Origin of the sequence: Burkholderia stabilis (assembly GCF_001742165.1) — a bacterium.
GTDB classification, from domain to species: domain Bacteria; phylum Pseudomonadota; class Gammaproteobacteria; order Burkholderiales; family Burkholderiaceae; genus Burkholderia; species Burkholderia stabilis.
This window is the reverse complement of record NZ_CP016442.1, coordinates 1,426,742-1,449,530: the sequence shown is the minus strand read 5'-3', so window position 1 is coordinate 1,449,530 and position 22,789 is coordinate 1,426,742. Positions and strand designations below refer to the sequence as shown.

Genomic DNA, 22,789 nt, shown 5'->3' with positions numbered 1-22,789 from the left:
TTGACATGCGTCGACCTCCTGAGCGATCCGGCCGCATCGCTCACGGCACTGAAATCGGTTTGTCGTATTCAGTGCCTATAACTAAGCTGTCTTGACCAAAATACTGGACGCGAGATAAGCGCCATCATGCGAGGCCTTGCGTTGCCGCGCATTGATATGGCGAATCGAGCTGCCTTCGGCTGACCCGATTCGATCTTTTCCGCACGAGACTTAACGTGCGCGGCAATCGTTAGATGGTTGATGAACGGGGTGAGCATATGGGAGCCGATCAGCGGCACGTCATCTATTACTCGCGCGAACCGAACGACGCGTTGCGCGGCCATTTCGACGAATGCGGCTGGCGTGTCGATCTCGCGGAGACGGTACGCGATGTACGGCGCGTCGTGCAGCATGGCGTCGCGACGGCCGGCCTGCTCGATTTTTCGCCGGGCTTCAAGCCCTCGGATCTGCGCGAGCTCGAAACCTGTCTGAGCATTCAGCACATCGGCTGGATCGCGGCGACGCGTCGCGGCCAGTTGCAGGACGCCACGCTGCGCCATCTCATTCGCGACTATTGCTTCGACTACGTGACGATGCCGTACGAGACGTCGCGGATCGTCGAGACCGTCGGTCACGCGCACGGCATGGTCGCGCTGACCGAACCCGTTGCGCCGCCTGTCGGCGCCGGGCGCAGCGAAGGCGAGATGGTCGGCACCTGCGATGCGATGCTCGGGCTCTTCAGGACGATCCGCCGTGTCGCGGCGACTGATGCGCCGGTGTTCATCTCGGGCGAATCGGGCACGGGCAAGGAACTGACGGCGGTGGCGATTCACGAGCGTTCGTCGCGCGCACAGGCGCCGTTCGTCGCGATCAATTGCGGTGCGATCCCGTCGACGCTGCTGCAGGCCGAGCTGTTCGGTTATGAGCGCGGCGCGTTCACCGGCGCGAACCAGCGCAAGATCGGCCGCGTCGAAGCTGCCAACAGCGGTACGTTGTTTCTCGACGAGATCGGCGACCTGCCGCTCGAAAGCCAGGCCAGCCTGCTGCGTTTTCTCCAGGAGGGGAAGATCGAGCGGCTCGGCGCGCACGTGTCGGTGCCGGTCGACGTGCGCGTGATCTGCGCGACGCACGTGGACATGGAAGCTGCGTTGCGCGAAGGACGTTTCCGCGAGGACCTGTTCCATCGCCTGTGCGTGCTGAAGATCGACGAACCGCCGCTGCGTGCGCGCGGCAAGGACATCGAGGTGCTCGCGCGCCACATGCTCGAGCGTTTCAAGGGCGATGCGCATCGCCGCCTGCGCGGTTTTTCTCCTGACGCGGTCGCCGCGCTGTACGGTTATTCGTGGCCGGGCAACGTGCGTGAACTGATCAATCGTGTGCGCCGCGCGATCGTGATGTCGGAGGGCAGGATGATCACCGCGGCCGATCTCGAGCTGAACGACTACGCGACGCTCGCGCCCGTGTCGCTGCTGGAGGCGCGCGAGGCCGCCGAACGGCAGGCGATCGAGCAGGCGCTGTTGCGTCATCGCGGCCGTTTCGCCGATGCCGCGCGCGAACTCGGCGTGTCGCGCGTCACGCTCTACCGGCTGATGTGCGCGCACGGCATGCGCGATCGCGGCGACACGCTGGCAGGGTTTTCGGCGCCGTTGCCGGAGCTTCCCCGGCACGCTTGCTAAAATTGGCGGGTACGGCCGCCCTCGCGGCCGAAGGAACCCGCATGAAACAGTATCTCGACCTCGTTCGTACCATTCTCGATACCGGCACCTGGCAGGAGAACCGCACGGGGATCCGCACCATCAGCATGCCCGGCGCGATGCTGCGCTTCGACCTGCAGCAAGGCTTCCCGGCCGTGACGACCAAGAAGCTCGCGTTCAAGTCCGCGATCGGCGAACTGGTCGGTTTCCTGCGCGCGTCGCGCAGCGCGGCCGATTTCCGTGCGCTCGGCTGCAAGGTGTGGGACGCGAACGCGAACGAGAACGCGCAGTGGCTCGCGAACCCGTATCGCCAGGGCGTCGACGATCTCGGCGACGTGTACGGCGTGCAATGGCGCCAGTGGCCGGGCTACAAGGTGCTCGACGCGGGCGCCGACGCGCAGATCGCCGACGCGACGCGCCGCGGCTTCCGGATCGTCACGCGTTTCGACGAGGACGGCGCGCCGAAGGTGCTGCTGTACAAGGCGATCGACCAGTTGCGCCAGTGCCTGGACACGATCATGGAGAACCCGGCCGACCGCCGCATCCTGTTTCATGCGTGGAATCCGGCCGTGCTCGACCAGATCGCGCTGCCGGCGTGCCATCTGCTGTACCAGTTCCTGCCGAACGCCACGAAGCGCGAGATCTCGCTGTGCCTGTACATCCGCAGCAACGACGTCGGGCTCGGCACGCCGTTCAACCTGACGGAAGGCGCTGCATTGCTGTCGCTGGTCGGCCGGCTGACGGGCTATACGCCGCGCTGGTTCACGTATTTCATCGGCGACGCGCACATCTACGAGAACCAGCTCGACATGCTGCAGCAGCAGCTCACGCGCGAGCCGTATGAAAGCCCGCGGCTCGAGATCGCCGCGCGCGTGCCCGAATATGCGAAGACGGGCGTTTATGCGCCCGAGTGGCTGGAGCAGGTCGAGCCGTCCGATTTCTCGCTCGTCGGCTACCGTCACCACGAGCCGCTGACCGCGCCGATGGCGGTCTGATCGCCCGGCCGGGCCGGGCGGTTTCACCGATTCGTGTCCCGACGAAAGAAAGCCCGACCGGCATCAGCCGGTCGGGCTTTTTTGTTTCATGTTTGCGGCAGTTACTGGCGGTGCCGCTCTTCGTGACCGCCTTGCGGCGGCGGATTGCTCGGGCGCGGCGCCTCGACGTGCGGCGCCGGTTGCGGTCGCGGTTCCATGTGCGGCGCGGGCGTCGGCGGCCGCGGTTCCATGCGGGGCGCAGGCATCGACGGCCGCGGCTCCATGCGCGGCGCTTGCGGCTGCTGACGCGGCATTTCATGCACGGCGGGGGCCGGTGGGCGGTACTCGTTCACGCGCGGCGGCGTGATGTCGCGATGCGGCGCGGGTTGCGCGAATTCGGGACGCGGTTGCGGTGCCGGGGCGGCCCGTTCCGGTTGCGTCTGCGCTTGCCGGGCCGGCGTCGGGAAATCGGGGCGCGGACGCGGCTGCGGAATCTGCGCCACGTTGTCCACCCGCGGTTGCGGCAGCGCGCGCGGCGCCTCGTTCCGGCTGCCGGGCTGCGCGGCCTGCGGCGCCGGCGCGCCGTCCGGATGCGGGACCGGCACGGCACTGCGCACGGGCGGCAGCGCATTCTGTCCCGCCGCATGCAGTGCGGTCGGCGGAGCGGGGCGCTGACGCTCCATCGGCGTGTGCGGCTGCATCCACGCGGGCGACGGCGCCTCGGCTGCGTGCGCGTTGCCGATGCCCGACGGAGCGTTACCGGCCACCGGCGGATGCGGGACGCCGTTTCCGGGCCCGAATGCCTGGTGCGGCACCGGGTTGCCGGGTGCCTGAGGCATGCCGCTGTTTGCGAAGCGCGGCGCGCCCGGGCTTTCGCCGTTCGCGGGCCGCGCGACATTCGGCGCACCCGGCACCGGCGCGCCCGGCCGTCCGGCCTGCATGGCGGGCGGCTGGCCTTCGCGCGGCGCGCGTCCCGGCTGCACGACGGGGCCGTGCGGATTCACGAGCTGCACGTTGTGCATCGCCCATGCGCCGCCGCCCGGGCTGCCCGGGACGCGGACCGGGCGAGCCGTATAGTCGGCCGGCACGTTCGTCTTCACGACGGGAGCGCCGGCGCCCGGTACGCGCCCGCCTTGCTGTGCGAGATGCGCGGCAGCCTGGTCGCGATACGCGGCCGGGACGGCAGGATTGCGCGTCGCGACGTACGGGTGCTGTGCAATTGCCGCCGGCGGACGGTAGGCGGCATTGCGCAGCCCGCCGGTAAAGCTCTGGCGCACCGGCGCGATGCCGGGCGTACCCGGCGTGACGTGCGCATTGCGCCATTGCTGCGGATCGACGTGCTGCGAGAAGTGCGCGACAGGCTGGCCGTGCACGAACGCGGAGGCCGGCACGGCCGTGATCGCGTGCGGCGCGCGGAAGTTCACGTACGTCTTGTTGATGTTGGTGATATTCGTGATGTTCGTCACGTTCACCGTCTTGTTCACGTTGATGTTGTTCACCACGACGTTGCGATTCACGCGGTCGTAGTAGTGCGGGCTCCAGCCGCCCCAGCCCGGGTGCCACGGTTCGCCGGGGCCGAGCGCGAACCATGCGCAACCGGCCGCGGCGACGCCGCCGACCGTGAGCGCAACGCTCCAGTCGGGACCGCCGCCGCCGCCCACGAATGCGACCAGTGCCGGCGCATAGACCGGCGGCTGGCTGACGACGACCGGGCCGGGCACCCACGCCCAGCTGTCGTCCACGTATGCCCAGCGGCCGTAGTGATACGGCGCGAAGCCCCACGGTGCGTCGTCGACCCACGTCCAGCCCCACGGCGCCTGCCAGATCCAGTGGCCATCGTGGTACGGCGCCCAGTCGGCCGGCGTGTCGTTCGGCACCCAGACCGCGCCGTAATTCGGGGTATCGCGCCACGTGCCGTTCGCGTCGAGATCCTGGTAGCCGGGAACGTCACGGGAGACATAACGCGCCGATACCGAGCGCTCCTCGGCCGCGTCGCGGCTGCCGGCCCACTGGTCGAGCGCGTCGGGGCCCGGCGCGGCCGATTGCTGCGCGACCTGCAGGTCGGTGCCCGTGAACACGACCTGCTGCCCGGGCGACAGCGGGTACTGGCCGTTGCTGCCGTAGACGGTGGCGCTGCCGCTGCGCATCGTGACCGTCGTGCTCGCACCGTTCGGCGCGACATCGACGCGATAGTCGCCGGGGCTCGTGATGCCGAGTGCGAGGTTCGGCGTGTCGATTTCGTATGATCCGCCGGCCGGCAACTGGCGCACGTGCGTCGAGACGGTGCCGAGGCCCACTTTCAGTTGCGTCGCCGTGTCGTCGAGGTTCAGCACGGACAGGCTCGTCGATTCGCCGAGCCGCACCGCGGTCGAGCCGATGTGCAGTTCCGAGCGCGCGCCGGCATCGTTCCAGAGCTGGTCGCCGGTTGTCAGCGGCCGGTTCACCGCGGCATACGACCAGGTATCGGTCCCCGCCGGTTCGGTCGTCACCGCGCCCGACAGGTAATTGAGCCGCGCGACGCGGCCGGGCGGATCGCCGCCCGGTTGCCGGGCCGCGGCCGCATACGGAGCGGCATCGGCCGATTGCGCGAATGCGGGGGGCAGGGCCGCAAGCGCGATGAACGCGAGCAGCGTGCAGCGGGCGGTTCGCTTGAGCGTGAACAGGGTGGCCATGATGAGCGTCTTCGTTATCGCGGCGCGTCGATTCGTGCCGTTGAATTCACAATATCCGCTCGGCCTGTTTCAATGCTCGGTGTTTTGTAAGTCGAATGGCACGCGATGTAACAAAACCTGTCCATCGCGCGCCGTTGTCGTGCAGCCGCAATGCAGGCGTCAAGCGGACGTAAGCCACGCGTCGAAAACCTGCTGTCCGGGCACGGTGACGCGCAGCACGCGCGGCCGTGCGGCGCGCTCGATCCAGCCGTGCGCGCAGAAGCTGTCGAGCAGCGCCGCGCCGAGCGCGCCGCCGAGATGCGCGCGCCGTTCGCTCCAGTCGAGGCAGCCGCACGCGAAGCGGCGCCGGCGCGTGCGCTGCTGCGCGACGTCGATGCCCCATTGCGCGAGCGCCTGGGTGCCGAGCTCGGTGGTCTCGATCGCATCGCCGTCCGCGAGCAGCCAGCCGCGCGCGGTGAGCCCGTCGAAGATGCGCACCGCGAGTTCGCCGGCCATGTGGTCGTAGCAGGTGCGCGCATAGCGCAGTTCGGCCGGCACCGTGCGCGACGGCGGCGGAACCGGGCGGTGCGGCGCGGCCGCGCGGGCGACGTTCGCGAGCGCCTCGAGCGACGCCGCGATATCGGCCGACGCGATGCGGTAATAGCGGTGCCGGCCGCGCACCTCGGGCGCGAGCAGTCCGCCTTCGGTCAGCCGCGCGAGGTGCGCGCTCGCGGCGGACGGCGACAGCCCCGCGATCATCGTCAGTTCGCCGGCAGGTCGTGCGCTGCCGTCCATCAGCACCCACAGCATCGCGGCGCGCCCCGGGTCGGCGATCAGTGCGCCGATGCGGCTCAGGCCCGGGAAGTGGTGGTCGTCTTGATCGGTCATCGTCGTGTCTCGTCAGGCGGGATGACTTGCAGTGTAGTGGGTGCAGGCATTCGATGTTTCGCGTCCGGCTGAAATGTCGGATGCCGCGGACGCGGGCGAGAGCGCCGCCGATGCCGCGGATCGAACCGCGGCCCCGTGCGGGCCGCGCGTAGAATGGCCGGACGCGGCGGCAACGGGCCGCCGCACGTGACGCGATGCAACGATGAAGACGATTTTCTGCCTGTTGGTGGCCGCGCTCGTTTGCGCGGCCTGTGCGCAAGGCGGCGCGGGCGCCGCCGGCGAGCGGGGCGGCAGCCTCGAGATGTACGGGACGATCGACCAGGGCATCACGGTGCGCCGCTGAACGGCGCCGTCCGGGTGCGGCCGGCGCAGCCCCGCCACACGGGGCGCGCCGCGACGCGTTGCCGCAGTGCAACGTATAATGGCCCGATTACAGCGCCCCCGCCGCCTGGAGCCAACAAGATGTCCCAACCGTCCCCCGTACCGGCCGCCCTCGACCGCACCGAAACCGTATTCCGCTTCCTCGCCGAGCCGTCGTCCGTGAACTTCGGCGGCAAGGTGCATGGCGGCGCGCTGATGAAGTGGATCGACGAGGTCGCGTATGCGTGCGCGGCAGTCTGGTCGAGCCGCTATTGCGTGACGGTCAGCGTCGGCAACATCCGTTTCCAGCGTCCGATCCTGGTCGGTAATCTCGTCGAGCTGAAGGCGCGCGTCGTCGCGACGGGCCGCACCAGCATGCACATCCATGTGTCCGTGCACGCCGGCGATCCGAAGGGCGGCGTGCTGCGCCAGACGACCGATTGCCTCGTCGTGTTCGTCGCGGTCGACGAGAACGGCAACCCGGTGCCGGTGCCGCCGTTCGTGCCCGAGACCGACGAGCAGAAGGTGCTTGCGAAATATGCGGCCGACGTGCGCGCCGCGCTCGACAAGATCGTCGAGATGAAACCGGAAGAAGTCGCGAAGGGCGCGGTCTGATACCAACGGGCGCCGCGCCGCTCGCGCCGCGCCCGTCGTGCAGCCGTTACTGCGACCCGATCATCTGTTCGGGGCGCACCCACGCATCGAATTCCGCCTCGGTCAGGTAGCCGAGCGCGAGCGCGGCGGCCTTCAGCGTCGTGCCTTCCTTGTGCGCCTTCTTCGCGATCTGCGCCGACTTGTCGTAGCCGATGTGCGGATTGAGCGCCGTCACGAGCATCAGCGATTCGTTCAGCAGCAGGTCGATGCGCGCGCGATTCGGCTCAATGCCCACCGCGCAATGATCGTTGAAGCTCTGCGCTCCGTCGGCGAGCAGCCGCACCGATTGAAGCAGGTTGTGCGCGATCATCGGCCGGAACACGTTCAGCTCGAAATTGCCGCTTGCGCCGCCGAAGTTGACCGCGACGTCATTGCCGAACACCTGGCAGCACAGCATCGTCACGGCCTCCGACTGCGTCGGGTTCACCTTGCCCGGCATGATCGAGCTGCCCGGCTCGTTCTCCGGAATCGACAGCTCGCCGAGCCCGCAGCGCGGCCCGCTCGCGAGCCAGCGGACGTCGTTTGCGATCTTCATCAGGCCGGCCGCAACCGTCTTCAGCGCGCCGTGCGCGAACACCAGCGCGTCGGCGGCCGCCATCACCTCGAACTTGCTCGGCGCCGTCACGAACGGCAGCTTCGCGAGCCGGCCGATTTCGTCGGCGACGCGCACCGCGAATTCCGGATGCGCGTTCAGCCCCGTGCCGACCGCGGTGCCGCCGAGCGCGAGTTCGTACAGGTGCGGCAGTGCGGATTCGACGTGCCGGATGCCCTGGTCGAGCTGCGCGACGTAGCCGGAGAACTCCTGGCCGAGCGTGAGCGGCGTGGCGTCCTGCAGGTGCGTGCGGCCGATCTTCACGATGTCGGCGAACGCTTTCGATTTCGCGTCGAGCGTCGCGCGCAGCGTGCGCAGCGCCGGCAGCAGGTGGTTGACGATCGCGTACGCGGCCGCGATGTGCATCGCGGTCGGGAACACGTCGTTCGACGACTGCCCGCGGTTCACGTCGTCGTTCGGATGAACCTTGCGCGCTTCGCCGCGCTCGCCGCCCATCAGCTCGCTCGCGCGGTTCGCGATCACTTCGTTGAGGTTCATGTTGGTCTGCGTGCCGGAGCCCGTCTGCCAGACCGCGAGCGGGAATTCGCGCGGATGCTTGCCGGCGATGATCTCGTCGGCCGCGTCGATGATCGCGCGCGCCTTGTCGTCGGCCAGCACGCCGAGCGACTGGTTCACGGCCGCCGCGGCGCGCTTGACGATCGCCAGCGCGTGGATCAGCTCGGGCGACTGCTTCTCGGTCGAAATCCGGAAATTCTGCAGCGAGCGCTCGGTCTGCGCGCCCCAGAGCCGGTTGGCCGGCACGGCGATTTCGCCGAACGTGTCGCGTTCCATCCGAACTGCTTCATTCATGATGCACTCCTCCTGGAAAGGGGAAAGGCCGCGCGTCGCGCGGCGTCAGACGTATCGTGAGGCAGTCGCGCCGCTCGCGCGGCGTCTTGATGTCTCGGGCCTTCAACCGACAAGCATAGCGTCGGCCGCGATTTCGTGTCGTGTCGCGCTCAGTGCCGCGTCGCGATGAGCGACGCAGTCTTCAGATGAAAGCGCCATGCCATCAGCGCGGCGACGCTCGCGAGGCCGGCCGCGAGCCCCCACCACAGGCCGCGCGCGCCGAGGCCCGCGTGGAACGCGAACCAGTAGCCGGTCGGAAAGCCGATGCCCCAGTAGCCGAAGGTTGCGGCGAGCATCGGGATGCGCGTGTCCTTCAGGCCGCGCAGCGCGCCCGACGCGACGGTTTGCATCCCGTCGACGATCTGGAACACCGCGGCGATGCCGAGCAGCGAAGCGGCGAGCGATACCGTGGCCGTGTTGGCCGGGTCGTCGAGGTGCAGGTACAGGCCGACGATCGCATGCGGCGCGACGATCATCACGATGCCCGACAGCGACATGAACGCGACGCCGAGCGCGAGCGCGACGAAGCCGGCATGCCGCGCGGCGACGGGCGAACCCGCGCCGACCCAGTAGCCGACGCGGACATTGGCGGCCTGGCCGATCGCGAGCGGCACCATGAACGACACCGACGCGACGTTCAGCGCGATCTGGTGCGCGGCGAGCGAGGTCGCGCCGAGCACGCCGACCGTGAGGCCGGTGGCGAGGAACAGCGTCGATTCGACCCCGTACGTGATCGCGACGGGCCAGCCGATGCCGATCAGCTCGCCCATCACGGGCAGCTTCGGGCGCGCGGCGGTCACGAAATGGCGGAACCGTTGGCGGCCATGCAGCAGCCAGATCAGCGCGAGCGCGGTGAGCCAGATCGTGATCGTGGTCGCGACCGCCGAGCCGAGAAAGCCGAGGCGCGGCAGCCCGAATGCACCGTGGATCAGCCCGTAGTTCAGCACGCCGTTGATCCCGACGCCGCTGATCGACACCCACAGCAGCCGCCGTGCGGCGCCGATCGCCGGCAGGAACGCGCGCATCAGCCCGACGCCGATCAGGCTGCCGAGCGCGGCGAAACGCAGGATGCCCGTGTATTCGCCGACGTGATGCGCGAGCAGCGGCGGCTCGTGGAACATCAGCAGGATCGGTTCGGCCAGCGACAGCGCGATGATCGCCGGAATCGCGAGCAGCACGGACAGCGCGAAGCCCGTCCAGTAGATGTGCGGCACGCGGTCCTCGGCCTGGGCGCCGCGCGCATGCGCGACGCTCACGCTGATCGACGACAGCACGCCTTGCAGGATGGTGACGATGACGAAGAAGAAGTTCGCGCCGAGCCCGCCCGCCGCGAGCGAATCGGGGCCGAGCGAGCCGAGCAGCACCGTGTCGGTGACGCTCATCGCCATCTGCGAGAGTTGCGCGATCGCGAGGGGAGCGGCGAGGCGCGCGGTATCGGCGGCGTGACTGGACAGGGACGGCGGCGCGGCGGCCGTCCGCGTAAGACCGGAATGCGACATGGAATGGGCGCTCGCGCGGGTGCGGGCCCGCGCTGTATGTATTTATTTTGAGAGACGGTTAGCTTACGGCTTTATTCGAACCGTGTCGAACGCGCGCGCCGATGGCCATGTCGCGGAAAGGGGAACGGTCGCGCCCTAGGCTTCGCGCACCGCGATGCGCGTGTCGCCGAGCAGCACGACCTGTCCTGCGCGGATCTTGCAGGTCTTGCGCAGTTCGACCGCGCCGTCGACTTTCACCGCGCCGGACGCGACGATCAGTTTCGCCGTGCCGCCGCTGTCCGCGAGGCCGGTGATCTTGAGAAGGTTGTGCAGCTCGACGTATTCGCCGGTCAGCGTGAAATCCAGATTGGGCATGACGAAGAAGGTGCGCGATGCGCGGGAGGAATCGCCCCGCATCATACGGCACCACGGGCCGGCGCGCGAGCGCGGGCGGCTGCGGCGCGCAGTTGTTAAGGACTGTGAGCGATTCGTCAGCAAATGAAACGGTGGGTAACAGTCTGAGAGATTCGAGAACCGGCCGTGTGCGCCGCGGGTCTTTTGTCGTACCTGCTGCGTGTTGCGGCGGGGGACGCGACGGGCCGCATCGCTGCGGTTCTCGCCCACAACTTCCTGAGGAGAATTGCCATGTCCAAGATTCGTACGATGCTGATCGGTGCCGCGCTGACGGCGTTCGCTACTTCGGCTGCATTTGCCCAGACGGGCACGGCGGCGCAGGGCGCGGCAGGCGCCGGCATGCAGGCGCAGACCCCGGCGGCGGGTGTCGGCGCGGGCGTGCAGGGCGGCGCCGGCGTGAACGCGTCGGGCAATGCGGTCGGCGGCGCAACCAATGCGGTCGGCGCGGCGGCAGACGGCGCGAAGGATACGGCGTCGTCGGCCGTCCATTCGACCAAGAAGCACGCGAAGCATGCGGCGAAGTCGGCCAAGAGCCATGCCGGCTCGGCCAAGGCGAAGGCCGGCGAAGCGACCGAAGGCGGCGCGTCGGTCGGCGCGGAAGGTGGTGCATCGGCCCAGGGCGCCACGCAGTAAGCGTCGCCCGGCGCGACGCTTACCCTGAGCGGCGCGTCGCGACGGCGGCCATCCGGCGGCCCGGTTCGTTTCGTGCGAACCGGGCCGCTTTCATGTGTGCGTGCGCACCGTTACGGCCGGCGTTGCCCCTGGCCCTGGCCTTGTCCCTGCGCCGGTCGCGTGGCAGCCGGCGTGAATACGGCGCGCAGCCACGCGGCGAGTCGCGCGAAGACGTCGTACGGTTCCTCGACGAAAATTTCCGGCTTCAGCAGCCGCAGGTATTCCATGATCTGCTGCGCTTCCTGCTTCTGGAACGAGCCATGCGCGAGCCCGAGCCGCAACAGGCCGCGCAGTTCACCGAGCTTGTCGCGCGCGGTGCTGCCCACGCTCATTTCGCACGCGAGCTTCGCCTCGTAGATCCGTTGCCGCAGCGATTCCGCGAGCCGCCACGCGGGCGTCTGCATCAGTTCCTCGAGCGTCTGGATGTCCTGCGCCGCGCCCTTGATCTGCGAGGCGAGCGGGTCGATCAGCGACGGGTCGCCCTGCGCTTCGGCGACGATCGCCTTCGCCCAGTCGCGGCACGCCTTCGCGAGTTCGTCGGGCGTCCATTCGGAACGCGACGCGAAGCCGAAGCCGAATTCGCCGGCCTGCCGCATCAGGATCGCGACGACGTCCGGAAATTCCTTGTCGAGCGTGCGCTTTGCCCATGCGTACTGGCCGCCCTGCAGCATGCGCTGCACTGCGTGCTCGGTCAGCGGCACCATGTTGTCGAGCAGCTTGGCGCGCAGGAAATCCTCGAACGACGGCGTCGCGAACTGCGGGTCGAGTTTCAGCGACACGCGGACGAACGCGTCGTAGTCCTTGCGCAGGGACTCGAGCGTGTCGTCCTTGAGGGAAAGGGTGATCTGGCCCATGAATCGTCTCGATGGCGGCCCGCGCAAGCCGGCGGCCGGCACGGCGCACCGGTGCGGGCGCAGCGTCGACTGACCGGTGCGCGCCGAGGCCGGTGGCGGGTCTTCATACCCTATATCGGCGCGTCGGGCGGAAACTTGAGCGTGCGTGACCGAGCGTTTGCTCAGGCGGGCAGCCAGTGCGGCAGCACGATCCCTTGCCAGAAAAAGAACACCGCGAGACCGGCGGCGATCGTCACGAGCGGCCGGCGGGTCGCCGCCGACACGAGCACGGCGGCGAGTGCGCCGACGAGCTGCGGATTGCGCCAGGTGAGCTCGGCCGTGCCGCCGTGCGGCGAGACGGTCATCGGCACGATGATCGCGGTCAGCACGGTGACGGGCACGAAGCCGAGCGCGGTCCGCACGAGCGGCGGGAAGGTCAGCCGCTCGCCGAACAGGAACAGCGTCGTGCGGATCGCGTACGTGATGACGGCCATGCCGAGGATCAGCAGCGCGTAGCTCACGATGCGGCCTCCGTGCGCGAGCTGGCGCGCGCGCGTTCGTGCAGCAGCGTGAGCGCGACGCCGATCGCGACGCCGGCGGCGACCGCGCCGAGCAGCCCGAGCTTGTACGGCCAGCCCTGCCAGAAGTACGCGAGCGTGCCGGCCGTCGCGGCCGCCGCGAAGTAGCGCAGCGTGCCGAGCTGCGGCACGACGATCGCGATGAAGGTCGCCGCCATCGCGAAATCGAGACCGAGCGACTGCAGGCCCGGGAACGCCGCGCCGAAGCCGATGCCCGCGAGCGTCCAGACCTGCCAGTTCAGGTACATCGCGAGCCCCGACCCGAAGAAGTAGTGGGGGCCGATCGTGCCGGGCGGGAAGTGCCGGTAGTGCGCGTAGGCGACCGCGAACACCTCGTCGGTCATCAGCGCACCGAGCGTGGCGCGCCAGCGCAGCGGCAGGTGCGCGACATAGGGCGCGAGCGTCGCGCTGTACAGCAGGTGGCGCAGGTTCACGATCAGGGTCGTCGCGAGCACGACGACGAAGCTCGCGCTGCCGGCGATCAGGCCGAGAGCGATGAACTGCGCGGAGCCCGCGAACACGGCGAGCGACATCAGCGCGCCATGCCAGGCGGCGAGCGGGCCGCCGCCGACGAGCGTGCCGAAAATCACGCCGAACGGCGCCGCGCCGATCATCATCGGGATCGTGTCGCGCGCGCCGTCGAGCCATTCGTTGAGCGGGCGGCGAGGGGGCGATGGGGGTGTCGGGTTCAAAGCGTGCTTCTCCATGAACTCGAGGATAGCGGGCCGGTGGCGGGACGGCTTGTATGTTCTTGCGGTCGCGGGATCGGGATCGGGGTTGGCGCTGGGGCGTTTGTCGGTGTGGCGGTGTGGCGTTGTCGCGGTGGCCGTGTGCAGGGACGGGCGGAAAGCGGCGTGTCAGCGCGCCTGCCAGCGCCCGGGCGGCACGCCGAACATCCGTTTGAAATGCCGCGTGAAGTGGCTCTGGTCGACGAAGCCGCTGGCCGCCGCGACATCGGCGACGGGCACGCCCGCGCGCAGCGGCGCCAGCGCGCGCTGCAATCGCAACTGGTTGCGCCACGCATGCGGCGGCATGCCGGTCGTGCGCGTGAACAGGCGCGCTGCGTGGAACGGCGACAGGCCGGCCGCCTGCGCGACTTCGTCGAGCGTCACGGTGCATGTGAGATCAGCGGCGAGCCGCTCGCGCATCGCGTCGACGCGCGGTTCGTCAGCCATGAACGGCGCCGGGCGCGGCAGCGCGTCGGCATGACGCACGATCAGCGTCGACAGCGCGTCGAGCATCGCCGTTTCGGCGGCGAGCGGATCGTAGATGCGCGGGGCGCCGGCCGCCGGATCGTCGGCTGGCTGCCCGTGCGCATGCGAGGACGGCGCGCGCTCGCTGCCGGCCTCCATCATCCGGTGCGCAAGCGCGAGCCGGGCCGCGAGGTCGGCGTCGCGAATCACGTCGGGGGCAAACCACGGCGCATCCTGCGGGCGGCCCGCGATCGCGCTCGTGAGTGCGCGGATGAAGTCGACCGGCATGTAGCTGACGCGATAGCACCAGCCTTCGTCGGCTGCGCGCGAACCCGTGTGCACTTCGCCGGGATTGATCACGGGGACGGTGCCCGTTTCGGCGACATAGCCGCTGCCGCGATAGGTGAAGCGTTCCGCGCCTTCGAGAATCACGGGGATCGTGTACGCGTCGTGCCAGTGCGGCGCGAACGTGTGGTCGCGATAGGTGGCCGTGACGAGATCCGCATCCGGCAGCAGCGGCGTGCGCCAGTAGCGTGCGGAATCTGGGAGGCGGGTGGCGGACATGATCGGGCGCGGAGCGGTCGAACCGACAGTGTATCGCTCGCGCGCCCGACAGGCGCGGGCTTTACTTGACCGGAATCGTCGTACCGGCCGGCATCGGCACTGCGGTGACGGCGTTCTTCGGGCTGCCGCTGACGATACGGTCGCTGTAGGTCAGGTAGACGAGCGCGTTGCGTTTCTTGTCGACCACGCGCACGACGTGCAGTGTCTTGAAGATGAACGACATGCGCTCGCTGAACACGTCGGTCTGCTGCTTGAGCGGTTCCTTGAACGTGATCGGGCCGACCTGACGGCACGCGATCGACGCTTCGCTCGGATCCTCGGCGACGCCGAGCGTGCCCTTGATCCCGCCCGTGCGGGCGCGCGACACGTAGCAGGTCACGCCCTGGACGAGCGGATCGTCATACGCTTCGACGACCACGCGGTCGGAGCCCGTCACGCGGAAATGGGTGTTGACGCTGCCGACTTCCTCCGCGTGCGCGAGCGGGGCCGCGGCGACGGCGGAGAGCAGGAGGGCGAGCGGGGCAGCAGAGAGGAGGCGGTGCTTCATCGATGGAGCCGGATGCGAATGCGGGACGGAAACTCTAGCATGCGCGGAACCGGGCCACGAGAAAGCGAAAGGGCGGCCGGAAAAACAAAAGGCCCGTCGAATGACGGGCCTTTCATTGTCTGGCTCCCCGACCTGGGCTCGAACCAGGGACCTACGGATTAACAGTCCGGCGCTCTACCGACTGAGCTATCGGGGAATAAATCGGTACATCTGCGTGTTTTGTTTCCAACAAAAAACCCGTTCACTTTCAACGGGCCTTTGTGTTTTTGGCTCCCCGACCTGGGCTCGAACCAGGGACCTACGGATTAACAGTCCGGCGCTCTACCGACTGAGCTATCGGGGAACAAACAACAACAGCAGAGAAACGAGATTTTAAGGAGCGTTCGCTAACCTGTCAATACTTTTGGGCTGCGGCACACAAAAAATTTTGCAGCCACCGCGCGATCAGCGCTCGAGCAGGTGCAGCTTGTCCTGCACGTCCTTCCACTCGTCCGCGTCGGCCGGTGCCGGCTTGGTCTTCGTGATCGACGGCCAGCCCTTTGCCAGCTCGGCGTTCAGCTCGGTGAACTGCTGCTGGTCGCCCGGAACGTCTTCTTCGGCATAGATCGCATTGGTCGGGCACTCGGCGACGCACACGGCGCAGTCGATGCATTCGTCCGGATCGATGGCGAGAAAGTTGGGACCTTCACGGAAGCAATCCACCGGGCACACATCCACGCAATCCGTGTATTTGCACTTGATGCAGCCTTCGGTCACAACGTGAGTCATTAAAACGCTCCTGCTTGGCGGTATATATGGGGTGGCGTTTGCGCCAAAAGCGGCATTGTAACTGAAGCGCAAAACCCGCATGGCGTGGTCGGCTATCCGGCTTATATCGTTTCGTGATTAGTTTATGGGGGCAGCCGAGGGCGCGACGGGAGCAGGGCGGTGCGCGGTTTCGCGATGGTCGGGCACGCATTCGGGTAACATGGCCGACAGACCGGGCGGCGCGCGGTGCGCCGGGGCCCTGTCACGATATTGGCGGTGCCGTAATCATATGATCATCACTTCGCTGCTCGACACGGATCTCTACAAATTCACGATGATGCAGGTCGTCCTGCATCATTTCCCGGCCGCAAACGCCGAATACCGTTTCAAGTGCCGCACGCCCGGCGTCGATCTCGTGCCGTACATCGACGAGATTCGCGACGAGGTGCGCGGCCTGTGCGCGCTGCGCTTTTCCGACGTCGAGCTCGACTACCTGCGGCGGATGCGCTTCATCAAGAGCGATTTCGTCGACTTCCTCGCGCTGTTCCACCTGAACGAGAAGTACATTTCGATCACCCCGTCGCCGAAGGGCAGCGGCGAGATCGACATCGAGATCAAGGGGCCGTGGCTGCACACGATCCTGTTCGAGATCCCGGTGCTCGCGATCGTCAACGAAGTCTATTTCCGCAACACGCAGCGCGAGCCCGACTATCGCGAAGGCCGCGAACGGCTGCGCGAGAAGATCGCGCTACTCGGCGCGAAACCCGAGTTCGCCGACTGCAAGATCGCCGACTACGGCACGCGACGGCGCTTCTCGAAGGTCTGGCACGAGGAAGTCGCGCTCACGCTGCGCGACGGCCTCGGCCCGCAGTTCGCGGGCACGAGCAACGTGCTGTACGCAATGAAGCACGACATCACGCCGCTCGGCACGATGGCTCACGAGTACCTGCAGGCGTGCCAGGCGCTCGGCCCGCGGCTGCGCGACTCGCAGATCTACGGCTTCGAGATGTGGGCGAAGGAATACCGCGGCGACCTCGGGATCGCGCTGTCGGACGTCTACGGGATGGACGCGTTCCTGAACGACTTCGACATGTACTTCTGCAAGTTGTTCGACGGCGCGCGCCACGATTCGGGCGATCCGTTCGAATGGGGCGAGCGGATGCTGCGCCATTACGAGGCGAACCGCTGCGACCCGCGCACCAAGGTGCTCGTGTTCTCGGACGCGCTCGACATCCCGAAGGTCATGCAGCTGTACGAACGATTCCGCGGCCGCTGCAAGCTCGCGTTCGGCGTCGGCACGAACCTCACCAACGATCTCGGCTACGTGCCGCTGCAGATCGTGATCAAGATGGTCCGCTGCAACGGCCAGCCGGTCGCGAAGCTGTCGGATTCGCCGGGCAAGAGCATGTGCGACGACAAGGCGTATCTCGCGTACTTGCGCCAGGTGTTCGGCATCGCGCAGCCGGTCGAGGAAAACGCGTCGAAGTGAGCGTCGGCCGAACGGCCAAAGCTGCGTCGTGGCGAGGGCGGCCGGTATAATCCGACGGTATCGCCCGCCAACGTCACGAGGACCGTTCATGGACACTTCCGCTGCCCGTCGCCAGATCCTCGCGCGCATTCGCGCGGCGCAGGGGCGCGCGGCCGAACCCGATGCAGCGGAGCGCGACGGCGTCGCCGACTATCTCGCGCGTCATCCGCAGGGCCCGCGCCCGCCGGCGCCGGCCGATCTCGTCGCCGCATTCGTCGACGAAGCGGCGCGCCTGTCGACGACCGTCGACGAAGTCGCGACGCTCGCCGATGCACCGGCCGCCGCCGCCCGCTATCTTTCCGCTCATGGCCTGCCCGCGCAGGCCGTCGCCTGGCGCACGCTGGCCGATCTCGACTGGGCAGGCGCAGGCCTGTCGGTCGAATGCCGCAAGCCGCGCGACGGCGATCTCGTCGGCCTCACGGGCTGCTTTTGCGCGACGGCCGAAACGGGTTCGCTGGTGCTGCTGTCCGGCCCCGACACCTACGCGTCGGCCGGCCTGTTGCCGGAGACGCACATCGCAATCGTGCCCGCCTCGCGGATCGTCGCCGGTCATGAAGACGCGTTCGCGCTAATCCGCGCGGAGCGTGGCGAATTGCCGCGCGCGGTCAATTTCGTGTCGGGCCCGTCGCGCACGGGCGACATCGAGCAAACCATCGTATTGGGCGCGCACGGCCCGTACCGCGTGCACGTGATCGTCGTACGGGGCGCATGACGCGCCCGCCGTATCCACTACCACTCGAACAAGGAAGTTCTGCATGAAACGACATGCCGCCTGGGCGGGCATGGCGTCGGGAGTCGCGCTTGGCGCCGCTCCCGCGCTTGCATCGGCCGCAACGCTCGACGGTGCCACGCTGTCTGCCCTCTGGGGTATCCCGTTTGCCGGGATCCTGCTGTCCATCGCACTGTTCCCGCTCGTCGCTCCGGTGTTCTGGCATCACCACTTCGGCAAGATCGCGGCCGGGTGGGCGGTCGTGTTCCTGATCCCGTTCGCGTTCGCGTTCGGCGCGGGCACCGCGTTCGGCACGCTCGTGCACGCGCTGCTCGAGGAATACATTCCGTTCATCGTGCTGCTCACCGCGCTCTATACGGTGGCGGGCGGCATCTGCGTGAACGGCAACCTGCACGGATCGCCGAAGCTCAATACCTCGATCCTCGCGCTCGGCACGCTGCTCGCGAGCGTGATGGGCACGACGGGCGCCGCGATGCTGCTGATCCGGCCGCTGCTGCGCGCCAACGACAATCGCAAGCATGTCGTGCATGTCGTGATCTTCTTCATCTTCCTCGTCGCGAACGCGGGTGGTTCGCTGTCGCCGCTCGGCGATCCGCCGCTGTTCCTCGGCTTCCTGAATGGCGTGAGCTTCTTCTGGACGACCACGCATCTCGCACTGCCGATGCTGTTCATCTGCGTCGTGCTGCTGGCGCTGTTCTTCGCGCTCGATACGTACTTCTACCGGAAGGGCGGCGAGGAGCGGCCGGCCGCGCTCGACCCGACGCCGGACGGCGCGGTGCTGTCGATCGACGGCAAGATCAACTTCGTGCTGCTCGCGGTCGTCGTCGCGCTCGTGCTGATGAGCGGCATCTGGAAGCCGGGTATCACGTTCGACGTCTGGGGCACGCACGTCGCGCTGCAGAATCTCGCGCGCGACGTCGCGCTCGTGGTCGTCACGCTCGCGTCGCTTGCGCTGACGCCGCGTTCCGCGCGTGAAGGCAACGCGTTCAACTGGGCGCCGATCGAGGAGGTCGCGAAGCTGTTCGCGGGAATCTTCGTGACGATCGCGCCGGTGATCGTGATCCTGCGCGCGGGCGCGGACGGTTCGTTCGCGCAGATCGTCCATCTCGTCACGGGCCCGGACGGCAAGCCGATCGACGCGATGTATTTCTGGGCGACGGGCCTGCTGTCGTCGTTCCTCGACAACGCGCCGACCTATCTCGTGTTCTTCAACCTCGCGGGCGGCGATGCGCAGTCGCTGATGACCACGGGCGCGTCGACGCTCGCCGCGATTTCCGCGGGTGCGGTGTTCATGGGTGCGAACAGCTATATCGGTAACGCGCCGAACTTCATGGTGAAGGCGATCGCCGAATCGCGCGGCGTGAAGATGCCGAGCTTCTTCGCGTATCTCGGCTGGGCGCTCGTGATCCTGATACCCGTGTTCCTGCTGACGTCGTGGATATTCTTCCCGGCGTAAGCTGACGTTTTTCAACCTCGCGCGGGCGATCGCGGCGGCGCACGGCGCGCCGCGACGGGCCTGCTGCATGCGGAGATGGCGATGCAGAAGATTCTGGTCGCGCGTCCGATCTTTCCGGACGTGATCGAACGGCTCAAGCAGTATTTCGAAGTCGATTGGAACAATGGCGACGCACTGACCGCCGACGCGCTCGCCGCGCGTCTGGCCGACAAGGACGGCGCGCTGACGGCGGGCGACCCGGTCGGCGCGGCGGCGCTCGCGGCCGCGCCGCGTTTGCGTGTCGTGGCGAACATGGCGGTCGGCTACAACAACTTCGACATGGCCGCGTTCAACGCGGCGAACGTGCTGGGTACCAACACGCCCGACGTGCTGAACGAGTCGACCGCCGATTTCGGCTGGGCGCTGATGATGGCCGCCGCGCGCCGGATTGCCGAATCCGAGCACTGGCTGCGTGCCGGGCACTGGCAGAAGTGGGCGTACGACGGGTTCCTCGGCTCCGACATCTATGGCTCGACGCTCGGCGTCATCGGGATGGGCCGTATCGGTCAGGCGCTCGCGCGTCGTGCGCGCGGCTTCGGGATGCAGGTGATCTATCACAACCGGTCGCGGGTCGCGTCCGAGATCGAGGCCGATCTGAATGCCGAATACGTGTCGAAGGATGCGCTGCTCGCGCGCGCCGATCATGTCGTGCTCGTGCTGCCGTACACGAAGGAGAACCATCACACGATCGGCGCGGCCGAACTCGCGAAGATGAAGCCCACCGCGACGCTGACCAACATCGCGCGCGGGGGGATCGTCGATGATGCGGCGCTGGCCGTTGCGCTGCGCGACGGGACGATCGCCGCGGCCGGCCTCGACGTATACGAAGGCGAGCCGACCGTGCATCCGGCGCTGCTCGAGGTGCCAAACGTGGTGCTGACGCCGCATATCGCGAGCGCGACCGAAAAGACGCGCCGCGCGATGGCGAACCTCGCTGCCGACAACCTGATCGCCGCGTTGGGCGAGGGGCCGCGCGCAGGGCAGCCGCCGAATCCGATCAATCCTGACGTGATCGGGAAGCCGCGCGCATGACGATGACGTTGTTGCTTGCGGCGGTCGTCGTACTGGCCGTCGCGCTCGCGGTGGCGATCGTCGCGATCGTGCGTGGCGGAGGCCGCCACGACGATGCGGCGGTGCTCGGCGACCAGATCGAGGACGCCGCGCATGCGCAGGCGCGCGCGGTCGAGCGGCTCGAGCGCGAACTGCGCGGCGAGATCGTCGAGAACGCGCGCGGGTCGCGTACCGAGCTGGCCGGCAGCTTCACGCAGCTTCAGCAGACGCTCGCCGCGCAACTGACGAGCGTGGCGACCGTGCAGAACAACCAGATCGAGGGGTTCGCGCAGCAGCTCGGCAAGCTCGTCGCCGGCAATGCGCAGCAGTTCGATGCGATGCGCGAGAGTGTGCAGCGCCAGGCGCAGCAGGCGCGCGAGGAGCAGACGGGCGCGCTCAGGCTGTTCGGCGACACCTTGAACCGGCAGCTTACGCAACTGACCGAGGCGAACGATCGCCGGATCGGCGAGGTGCGTGCGACGCTCGAACAGCGGCTGAAGGAAATCGAGACCAACAACGCGGCGAAGCTCGAGGAGATGCGCCGCACGGTCGACGAGAAACTGCACGCGACGCTCGAGCAGCGGCTCGGCGAATCGTTCAAGCTCGTGTCGGACCGGCTCGAACAGGTCCATCGCGGGCTCGGCGAGATGCAGACGCTGGCGGCGGGCGTCGGCGATCTGAAGAAGGTGCTGACGAACGTGAAGACGCGCGGCACCTGGGGTGAAGTGCAGCTCGAGGCACTGCTCGAACAGATGCTGACGCCCGACCAGTACGCGAAGAACGTCGCGACGGTGCCGAAAAGTACCGAGCGCGTCGAGTTCGCGATCCGGCTGCCGGGCCGCGATGCCGGCACGCGCGACGCGCTGCCCGTGTGGTTGCCGATCGACGCGAAATTCCCGCGCGAGGATTACGAACGGCTGATCGACGCGCAGGAGCGCGCCGACGCGGCGGCGGTCGAGGAGGCGGCCCGCGCGCTCGAAGCGCGCGTTCGGCTGGAGGCGCGCACGATCGCCGAGAAGTACGTGTCGCCGCCGCACACGACCGATTTCGCGCTGCTGTTCCTGCCGACCGAGGGGCTCTACGCGGAGATCCTGCGCCGCCCGGGGCTGACCGACTTGCTGCAGCGCGACTATCGCGTGACGGTCGCCGGGCCGACGACGCTCACCGCGCTGCTGAACAGCCTGCAGATGGGGTTCCGCACGCTTGCGATCGAACAGCGGTCGAGCGAGGTGTGGCAGGTGCTCGGCGCAGTCAAAACGGAGTTCGGCAAGTTCGGCGACGTGCTCGCGCGTACGAAGGCGCAGCTCGAAACGGTCACACGCTCGATCGAGTCCGCCGAGCAGCGTACGCGCGTGATGAGCCGCAAGCTGAAGCAGGTCGAGGCGCTGCCGGGCGATACGGCGGCCGGGCTGCTCGGGGCGGAAGGTAACGACGGCGCCGATGCGGACGACGCGTGACGCGCGTCGTTGAAACCGGCAGAAAAGAAAGCGGGCGCCTTGGCGCCCGTTTTCTTTTGCAGCGATCGACTTGCGCTTACTGTCCGGCGAGCGCGTCCAGCGCGTCGTCCGTCACGCGAACAATGCGCCATTCGGGCAGCACGGTCGCGCCCATCTTCTCGTAAAAATCGATCGCGGGCTGGTTCCAGTCGAGCACCGTCCATTCGAAGCGCGCGCAACCGCGCTCGACGGCCCGTGCCGCGAGGTGGCGCAGCATCGCGGTGCCCAGGCCGGTGCCGCGCTGCGACGGCTGCACGTACAGATCCTCGAGATAGAGGCCGCGACGGCCGAGGAACGTCGAATAGTTGTGGAAGAACAGCGCATACGCAACGATTGCGCCGTCGCGTTCGGCGACGAGCGCTTCGGCAGCGGGCCGTTCACCGAACAGCGCGTCGGCGAGATCCGCTTCGCTCGCGACGAACAGGTGCGTGAGCTTCTCGAATTCGGCCAGCTCGCGCATCAGCGCGAGGATCGCGCCGACGTCGCGCGCTTCGGCCGAGCGGATCAACGGCGTGTCGCTCACGCTTCCTCCGGCGGATCGGACAGCACGATCTCGATGCCGCCGAAGCGCGACGCGACCCAGTTGTACGCGTGGCACGCGATCCACAGCAGCACGAAGCCGAGGATCGCGTTCAACAGCAGCGCGCTCAGGATCGTGCTCAGTTCGACCATGCCGTAGCGGATGTACGCGACGAGAATGCCGAGCAGCACGATCGGTACGCTGAACGTCAGGTAGACGAGGATCAACGCTTTCGCGGTCTGCCCCGCGGCGATCGACGAGATTTGTTTCTTCATGTGTGGATTGCCCCGTAGAGATATGCCG

At 67.9% G+C, this 22,789-nt stretch carries 23 protein-coding genes and 2 tRNA genes; 10 read left to right on the top strand and 15 right to left on the bottom strand.

The window, feature by feature from the left end:
* Positions 1 to 257 precede the first annotated feature (257 nt).
* Both BBJ41_RS06720 and BBJ41_RS06715 read left to right on the top strand, forming a co-directional pair.
* A complete protein-coding gene (locus tag BBJ41_RS06720; protein WP_069745857.1) occupies positions 258 to 1,655 on the top strand; it encodes a sigma-54 dependent transcriptional regulator in 1,398 nt (465 codons plus the stop codon).
* Positions 1,656 to 1,696: 41 nt separating this feature from the next.
* A complete protein-coding gene (locus BBJ41_RS06715; protein WP_069747613.1) occupies positions 1,697 to 2,668 on the top strand; it encodes a thymidylate synthase in 972 nt (323 codons plus the stop codon).
* 101 nt (positions 2,669 to 2,769) lie between these two features.
* Here BBJ41_RS06715 and BBJ41_RS06710 read toward each other — a convergent pair whose 3' ends face one another.
* The gene (locus BBJ41_RS06710; protein ID WP_069745856.1) at positions 2,770 to 5,319 is read right to left on the bottom strand and encodes a DUF6600 domain-containing protein; all 2,550 of its coding nucleotides are present in this window, start codon (positions 5,317 to 5,319) and stop codon (positions 2,770 to 2,772) included.
* Positions 5,320 to 5,478: 159 nt separating this feature from the next.
* Positions 5,479 to 6,186: an ArsR/SmtB family transcription factor gene (locus BBJ41_RS06705; RefSeq protein ID WP_069745855.1), complete on the bottom strand. Its 708-nt coding sequence runs from the start codon at positions 6,184 to 6,186 to the stop codon at positions 5,479 to 5,481.
* 202 nt (positions 6,187 to 6,388) lie between these two features.
* On the opposite strand from BBJ41_RS06705, the gene BBJ41_RS41105 reads away from it, so the two are divergent.
* Together BBJ41_RS41105 and BBJ41_RS06700 are read left to right on the top strand one after the other, a co-directional pair.
* The gene (locus BBJ41_RS41105) at positions 6,389 to 6,529 is read left to right on the top strand and encodes a hypothetical protein (protein ID WP_167362193.1); all 141 of its coding nucleotides are present in this window, start codon (positions 6,389 to 6,391) and stop codon (positions 6,527 to 6,529) included.
* Positions 6,530 to 6,648: 119 nt separating this feature from the next.
* Complete coding sequence (locus BBJ41_RS06700) at positions 6,649 to 7,161, top strand: acyl-CoA thioesterase (protein WP_012328135.1); 513 nt, start codon at positions 6,649 to 6,651, stop codon at positions 7,159 to 7,161.
* Between the two features lie 46 nt (positions 7,162 to 7,207).
* On the opposite strand, the gene fumC is transcribed toward BBJ41_RS06700, so the two are convergent.
* From fumC to BBJ41_RS06685, 3 genes are all read right to left on the bottom strand, one after another.
* On the bottom strand, positions 7,208 to 8,602 hold the full coding sequence (fumC, locus tag BBJ41_RS06695; RefSeq protein WP_069745854.1) for a class II fumarate hydratase: 1,395 nt from the start codon (positions 8,600 to 8,602) through the stop codon (positions 7,208 to 7,210).
* Positions 8,603 to 8,751: 149 nt separating this feature from the next.
* Positions 8,752 to 10,140: a multidrug efflux MATE transporter NorM gene (norM, locus tag BBJ41_RS06690; RefSeq protein WP_069745853.1), complete on the bottom strand. Its 1,389-nt coding sequence runs from the start codon at positions 10,138 to 10,140 to the stop codon at positions 8,752 to 8,754.
* Positions 10,141 to 10,275: 135 nt separating this feature from the next.
* Positions 10,276 to 10,494: an RNA-binding S4 domain-containing protein gene (locus BBJ41_RS06685; protein WP_006486208.1), complete on the bottom strand. Its 219-nt coding sequence runs from the start codon at positions 10,492 to 10,494 to the stop codon at positions 10,276 to 10,278.
* 270 nt (positions 10,495 to 10,764) lie between these two features.
* Here BBJ41_RS06685 and BBJ41_RS06680 point away from each other — a divergent pair, with 270 nt between their 5' ends.
* Positions 10,765 to 11,166: a hypothetical protein gene (locus BBJ41_RS06680; protein ID WP_069745852.1), complete on the top strand. Its 402-nt coding sequence runs from the start codon at positions 10,765 to 10,767 to the stop codon at positions 11,164 to 11,166.
* Between the two features lie 110 nt (positions 11,167 to 11,276).
* Here the strand turns inward: BBJ41_RS06680 and BBJ41_RS06675 are convergent, their stop codons facing one another.
* The 8 genes from BBJ41_RS06675 to fdxA form a co-directional block, all read right to left on the bottom strand.
* Positions 11,277 to 12,059 carry a DUF4088 family protein gene (locus BBJ41_RS06675; RefSeq protein WP_069745851.1) on the bottom strand — a complete coding sequence of 261 codons (783 nt, stop codon included), beginning with the start codon at positions 12,057 to 12,059 and terminating at the stop codon, positions 11,277 to 11,279.
* Positions 12,060 to 12,220: 161 nt separating this feature from the next.
* Positions 12,221 to 12,559, bottom strand: coding sequence for an AzlD domain-containing protein (locus tag BBJ41_RS06670; protein WP_034183072.1), 339 nt, complete (start codon positions 12,557 to 12,559; stop codon positions 12,221 to 12,223).
* On the bottom strand, positions 12,556 to 13,323 hold the full coding sequence (locus tag BBJ41_RS06665; RefSeq protein WP_069745850.1) for an AzlC family ABC transporter permease: 768 nt from the start codon (positions 13,321 to 13,323) through the stop codon (positions 12,556 to 12,558). The genes BBJ41_RS06670 and BBJ41_RS06665 overlap by 4 nt, the downstream gene beginning before the upstream one ends.
* Before the next feature lie 150 nt (positions 13,324 to 13,473).
* Positions 13,474 to 14,373, bottom strand: coding sequence for an AraC family transcriptional regulator (locus tag BBJ41_RS06660; RefSeq protein ID WP_069745849.1), 900 nt, complete (start codon positions 14,371 to 14,373; stop codon positions 13,474 to 13,476).
* A 61-nt stretch (positions 14,374 to 14,434) separates the two neighbouring features.
* Positions 14,435 to 14,920: a CreA family protein gene (locus tag BBJ41_RS06655; protein WP_069745848.1), complete on the bottom strand. Its 486-nt coding sequence runs from the start codon at positions 14,918 to 14,920 to the stop codon at positions 14,435 to 14,437.
* A 120-nt stretch (positions 14,921 to 15,040) separates the two neighbouring features.
* Positions 15,041 to 15,116 (bottom strand) — tRNA-Asn (locus BBJ41_RS06650).
* 71 nt (positions 15,117 to 15,187) lie between these two features.
* A tRNA-Asn gene (locus tag BBJ41_RS06645) sits at positions 15,188 to 15,263 on the bottom strand.
* Positions 15,264 to 15,364: 101 nt separating this feature from the next.
* Complete coding sequence (gene fdxA / locus BBJ41_RS06640; protein ID WP_034183076.1) at positions 15,365 to 15,688, bottom strand: ferredoxin FdxA; 324 nt, start codon at positions 15,686 to 15,688, stop codon at positions 15,365 to 15,367.
* 268 nt (positions 15,689 to 15,956) lie between these two features.
* Between fdxA and pncB the strand changes: the two genes are divergently transcribed.
* From pncB to BBJ41_RS06615, 5 genes are all read left to right on the top strand, one after another.
* Positions 15,957 to 17,156 (top strand): nicotinate phosphoribosyltransferase, encoded by a 1,200-nt coding sequence (pncB, locus tag BBJ41_RS06635; protein WP_069745847.1) that lies wholly within the window; start codon positions 15,957 to 15,959, stop codon positions 17,154 to 17,156.
* 88 nt (positions 17,157 to 17,244) lie between these two features.
* On the top strand, positions 17,245 to 17,907 hold the full coding sequence (locus BBJ41_RS06630) for a LutC/YkgG family protein (RefSeq protein WP_069745846.1): 663 nt from the start codon (positions 17,245 to 17,247) through the stop codon (positions 17,905 to 17,907).
* A 43-nt stretch (positions 17,908 to 17,950) separates the two neighbouring features.
* Positions 17,951 to 19,381 (top strand): sodium:proton antiporter, encoded by a 1,431-nt coding sequence (locus BBJ41_RS06625; protein WP_069745845.1) that lies wholly within the window; start codon positions 17,951 to 17,953, stop codon positions 19,379 to 19,381.
* An 81-nt stretch (positions 19,382 to 19,462) separates the two neighbouring features.
* Positions 19,463 to 20,452: a 2-hydroxyacid dehydrogenase gene (locus BBJ41_RS06620; RefSeq protein ID WP_069747612.1), complete on the top strand. Its 990-nt coding sequence runs from the start codon at positions 19,463 to 19,465 to the stop codon at positions 20,450 to 20,452.
* Positions 20,449 to 21,927 (top strand): DNA recombination protein RmuC, encoded by a 1,479-nt coding sequence (locus BBJ41_RS06615; protein ID WP_069745844.1) that lies wholly within the window; start codon positions 20,449 to 20,451, stop codon positions 21,925 to 21,927. Before BBJ41_RS06620 ends, BBJ41_RS06615 begins: the two co-directional genes overlap by 4 nt.
* Positions 21,928 to 22,003: 76 nt before the next feature.
* Here the strand turns inward: BBJ41_RS06615 and BBJ41_RS06610 are convergent, their stop codons facing one another.
* Together BBJ41_RS06610 and BBJ41_RS06605 are read right to left on the bottom strand one after the other, a co-directional pair.
* Positions 22,004 to 22,489, bottom strand: coding sequence for a GNAT family N-acetyltransferase (locus BBJ41_RS06610; RefSeq protein ID WP_069745843.1), 486 nt, complete (start codon positions 22,487 to 22,489; stop codon positions 22,004 to 22,006).
* Entirely contained in the window at positions 22,486 to 22,761 is a 276-nt protein-coding gene (locus BBJ41_RS06605) for a hypothetical protein (protein WP_006476519.1), read from the bottom strand. Before BBJ41_RS06605 ends, BBJ41_RS06610 begins: the two co-directional genes overlap by 4 nt.
* Between the last annotated feature and the right edge of the window lie 28 nt (positions 22,762 to 22,789).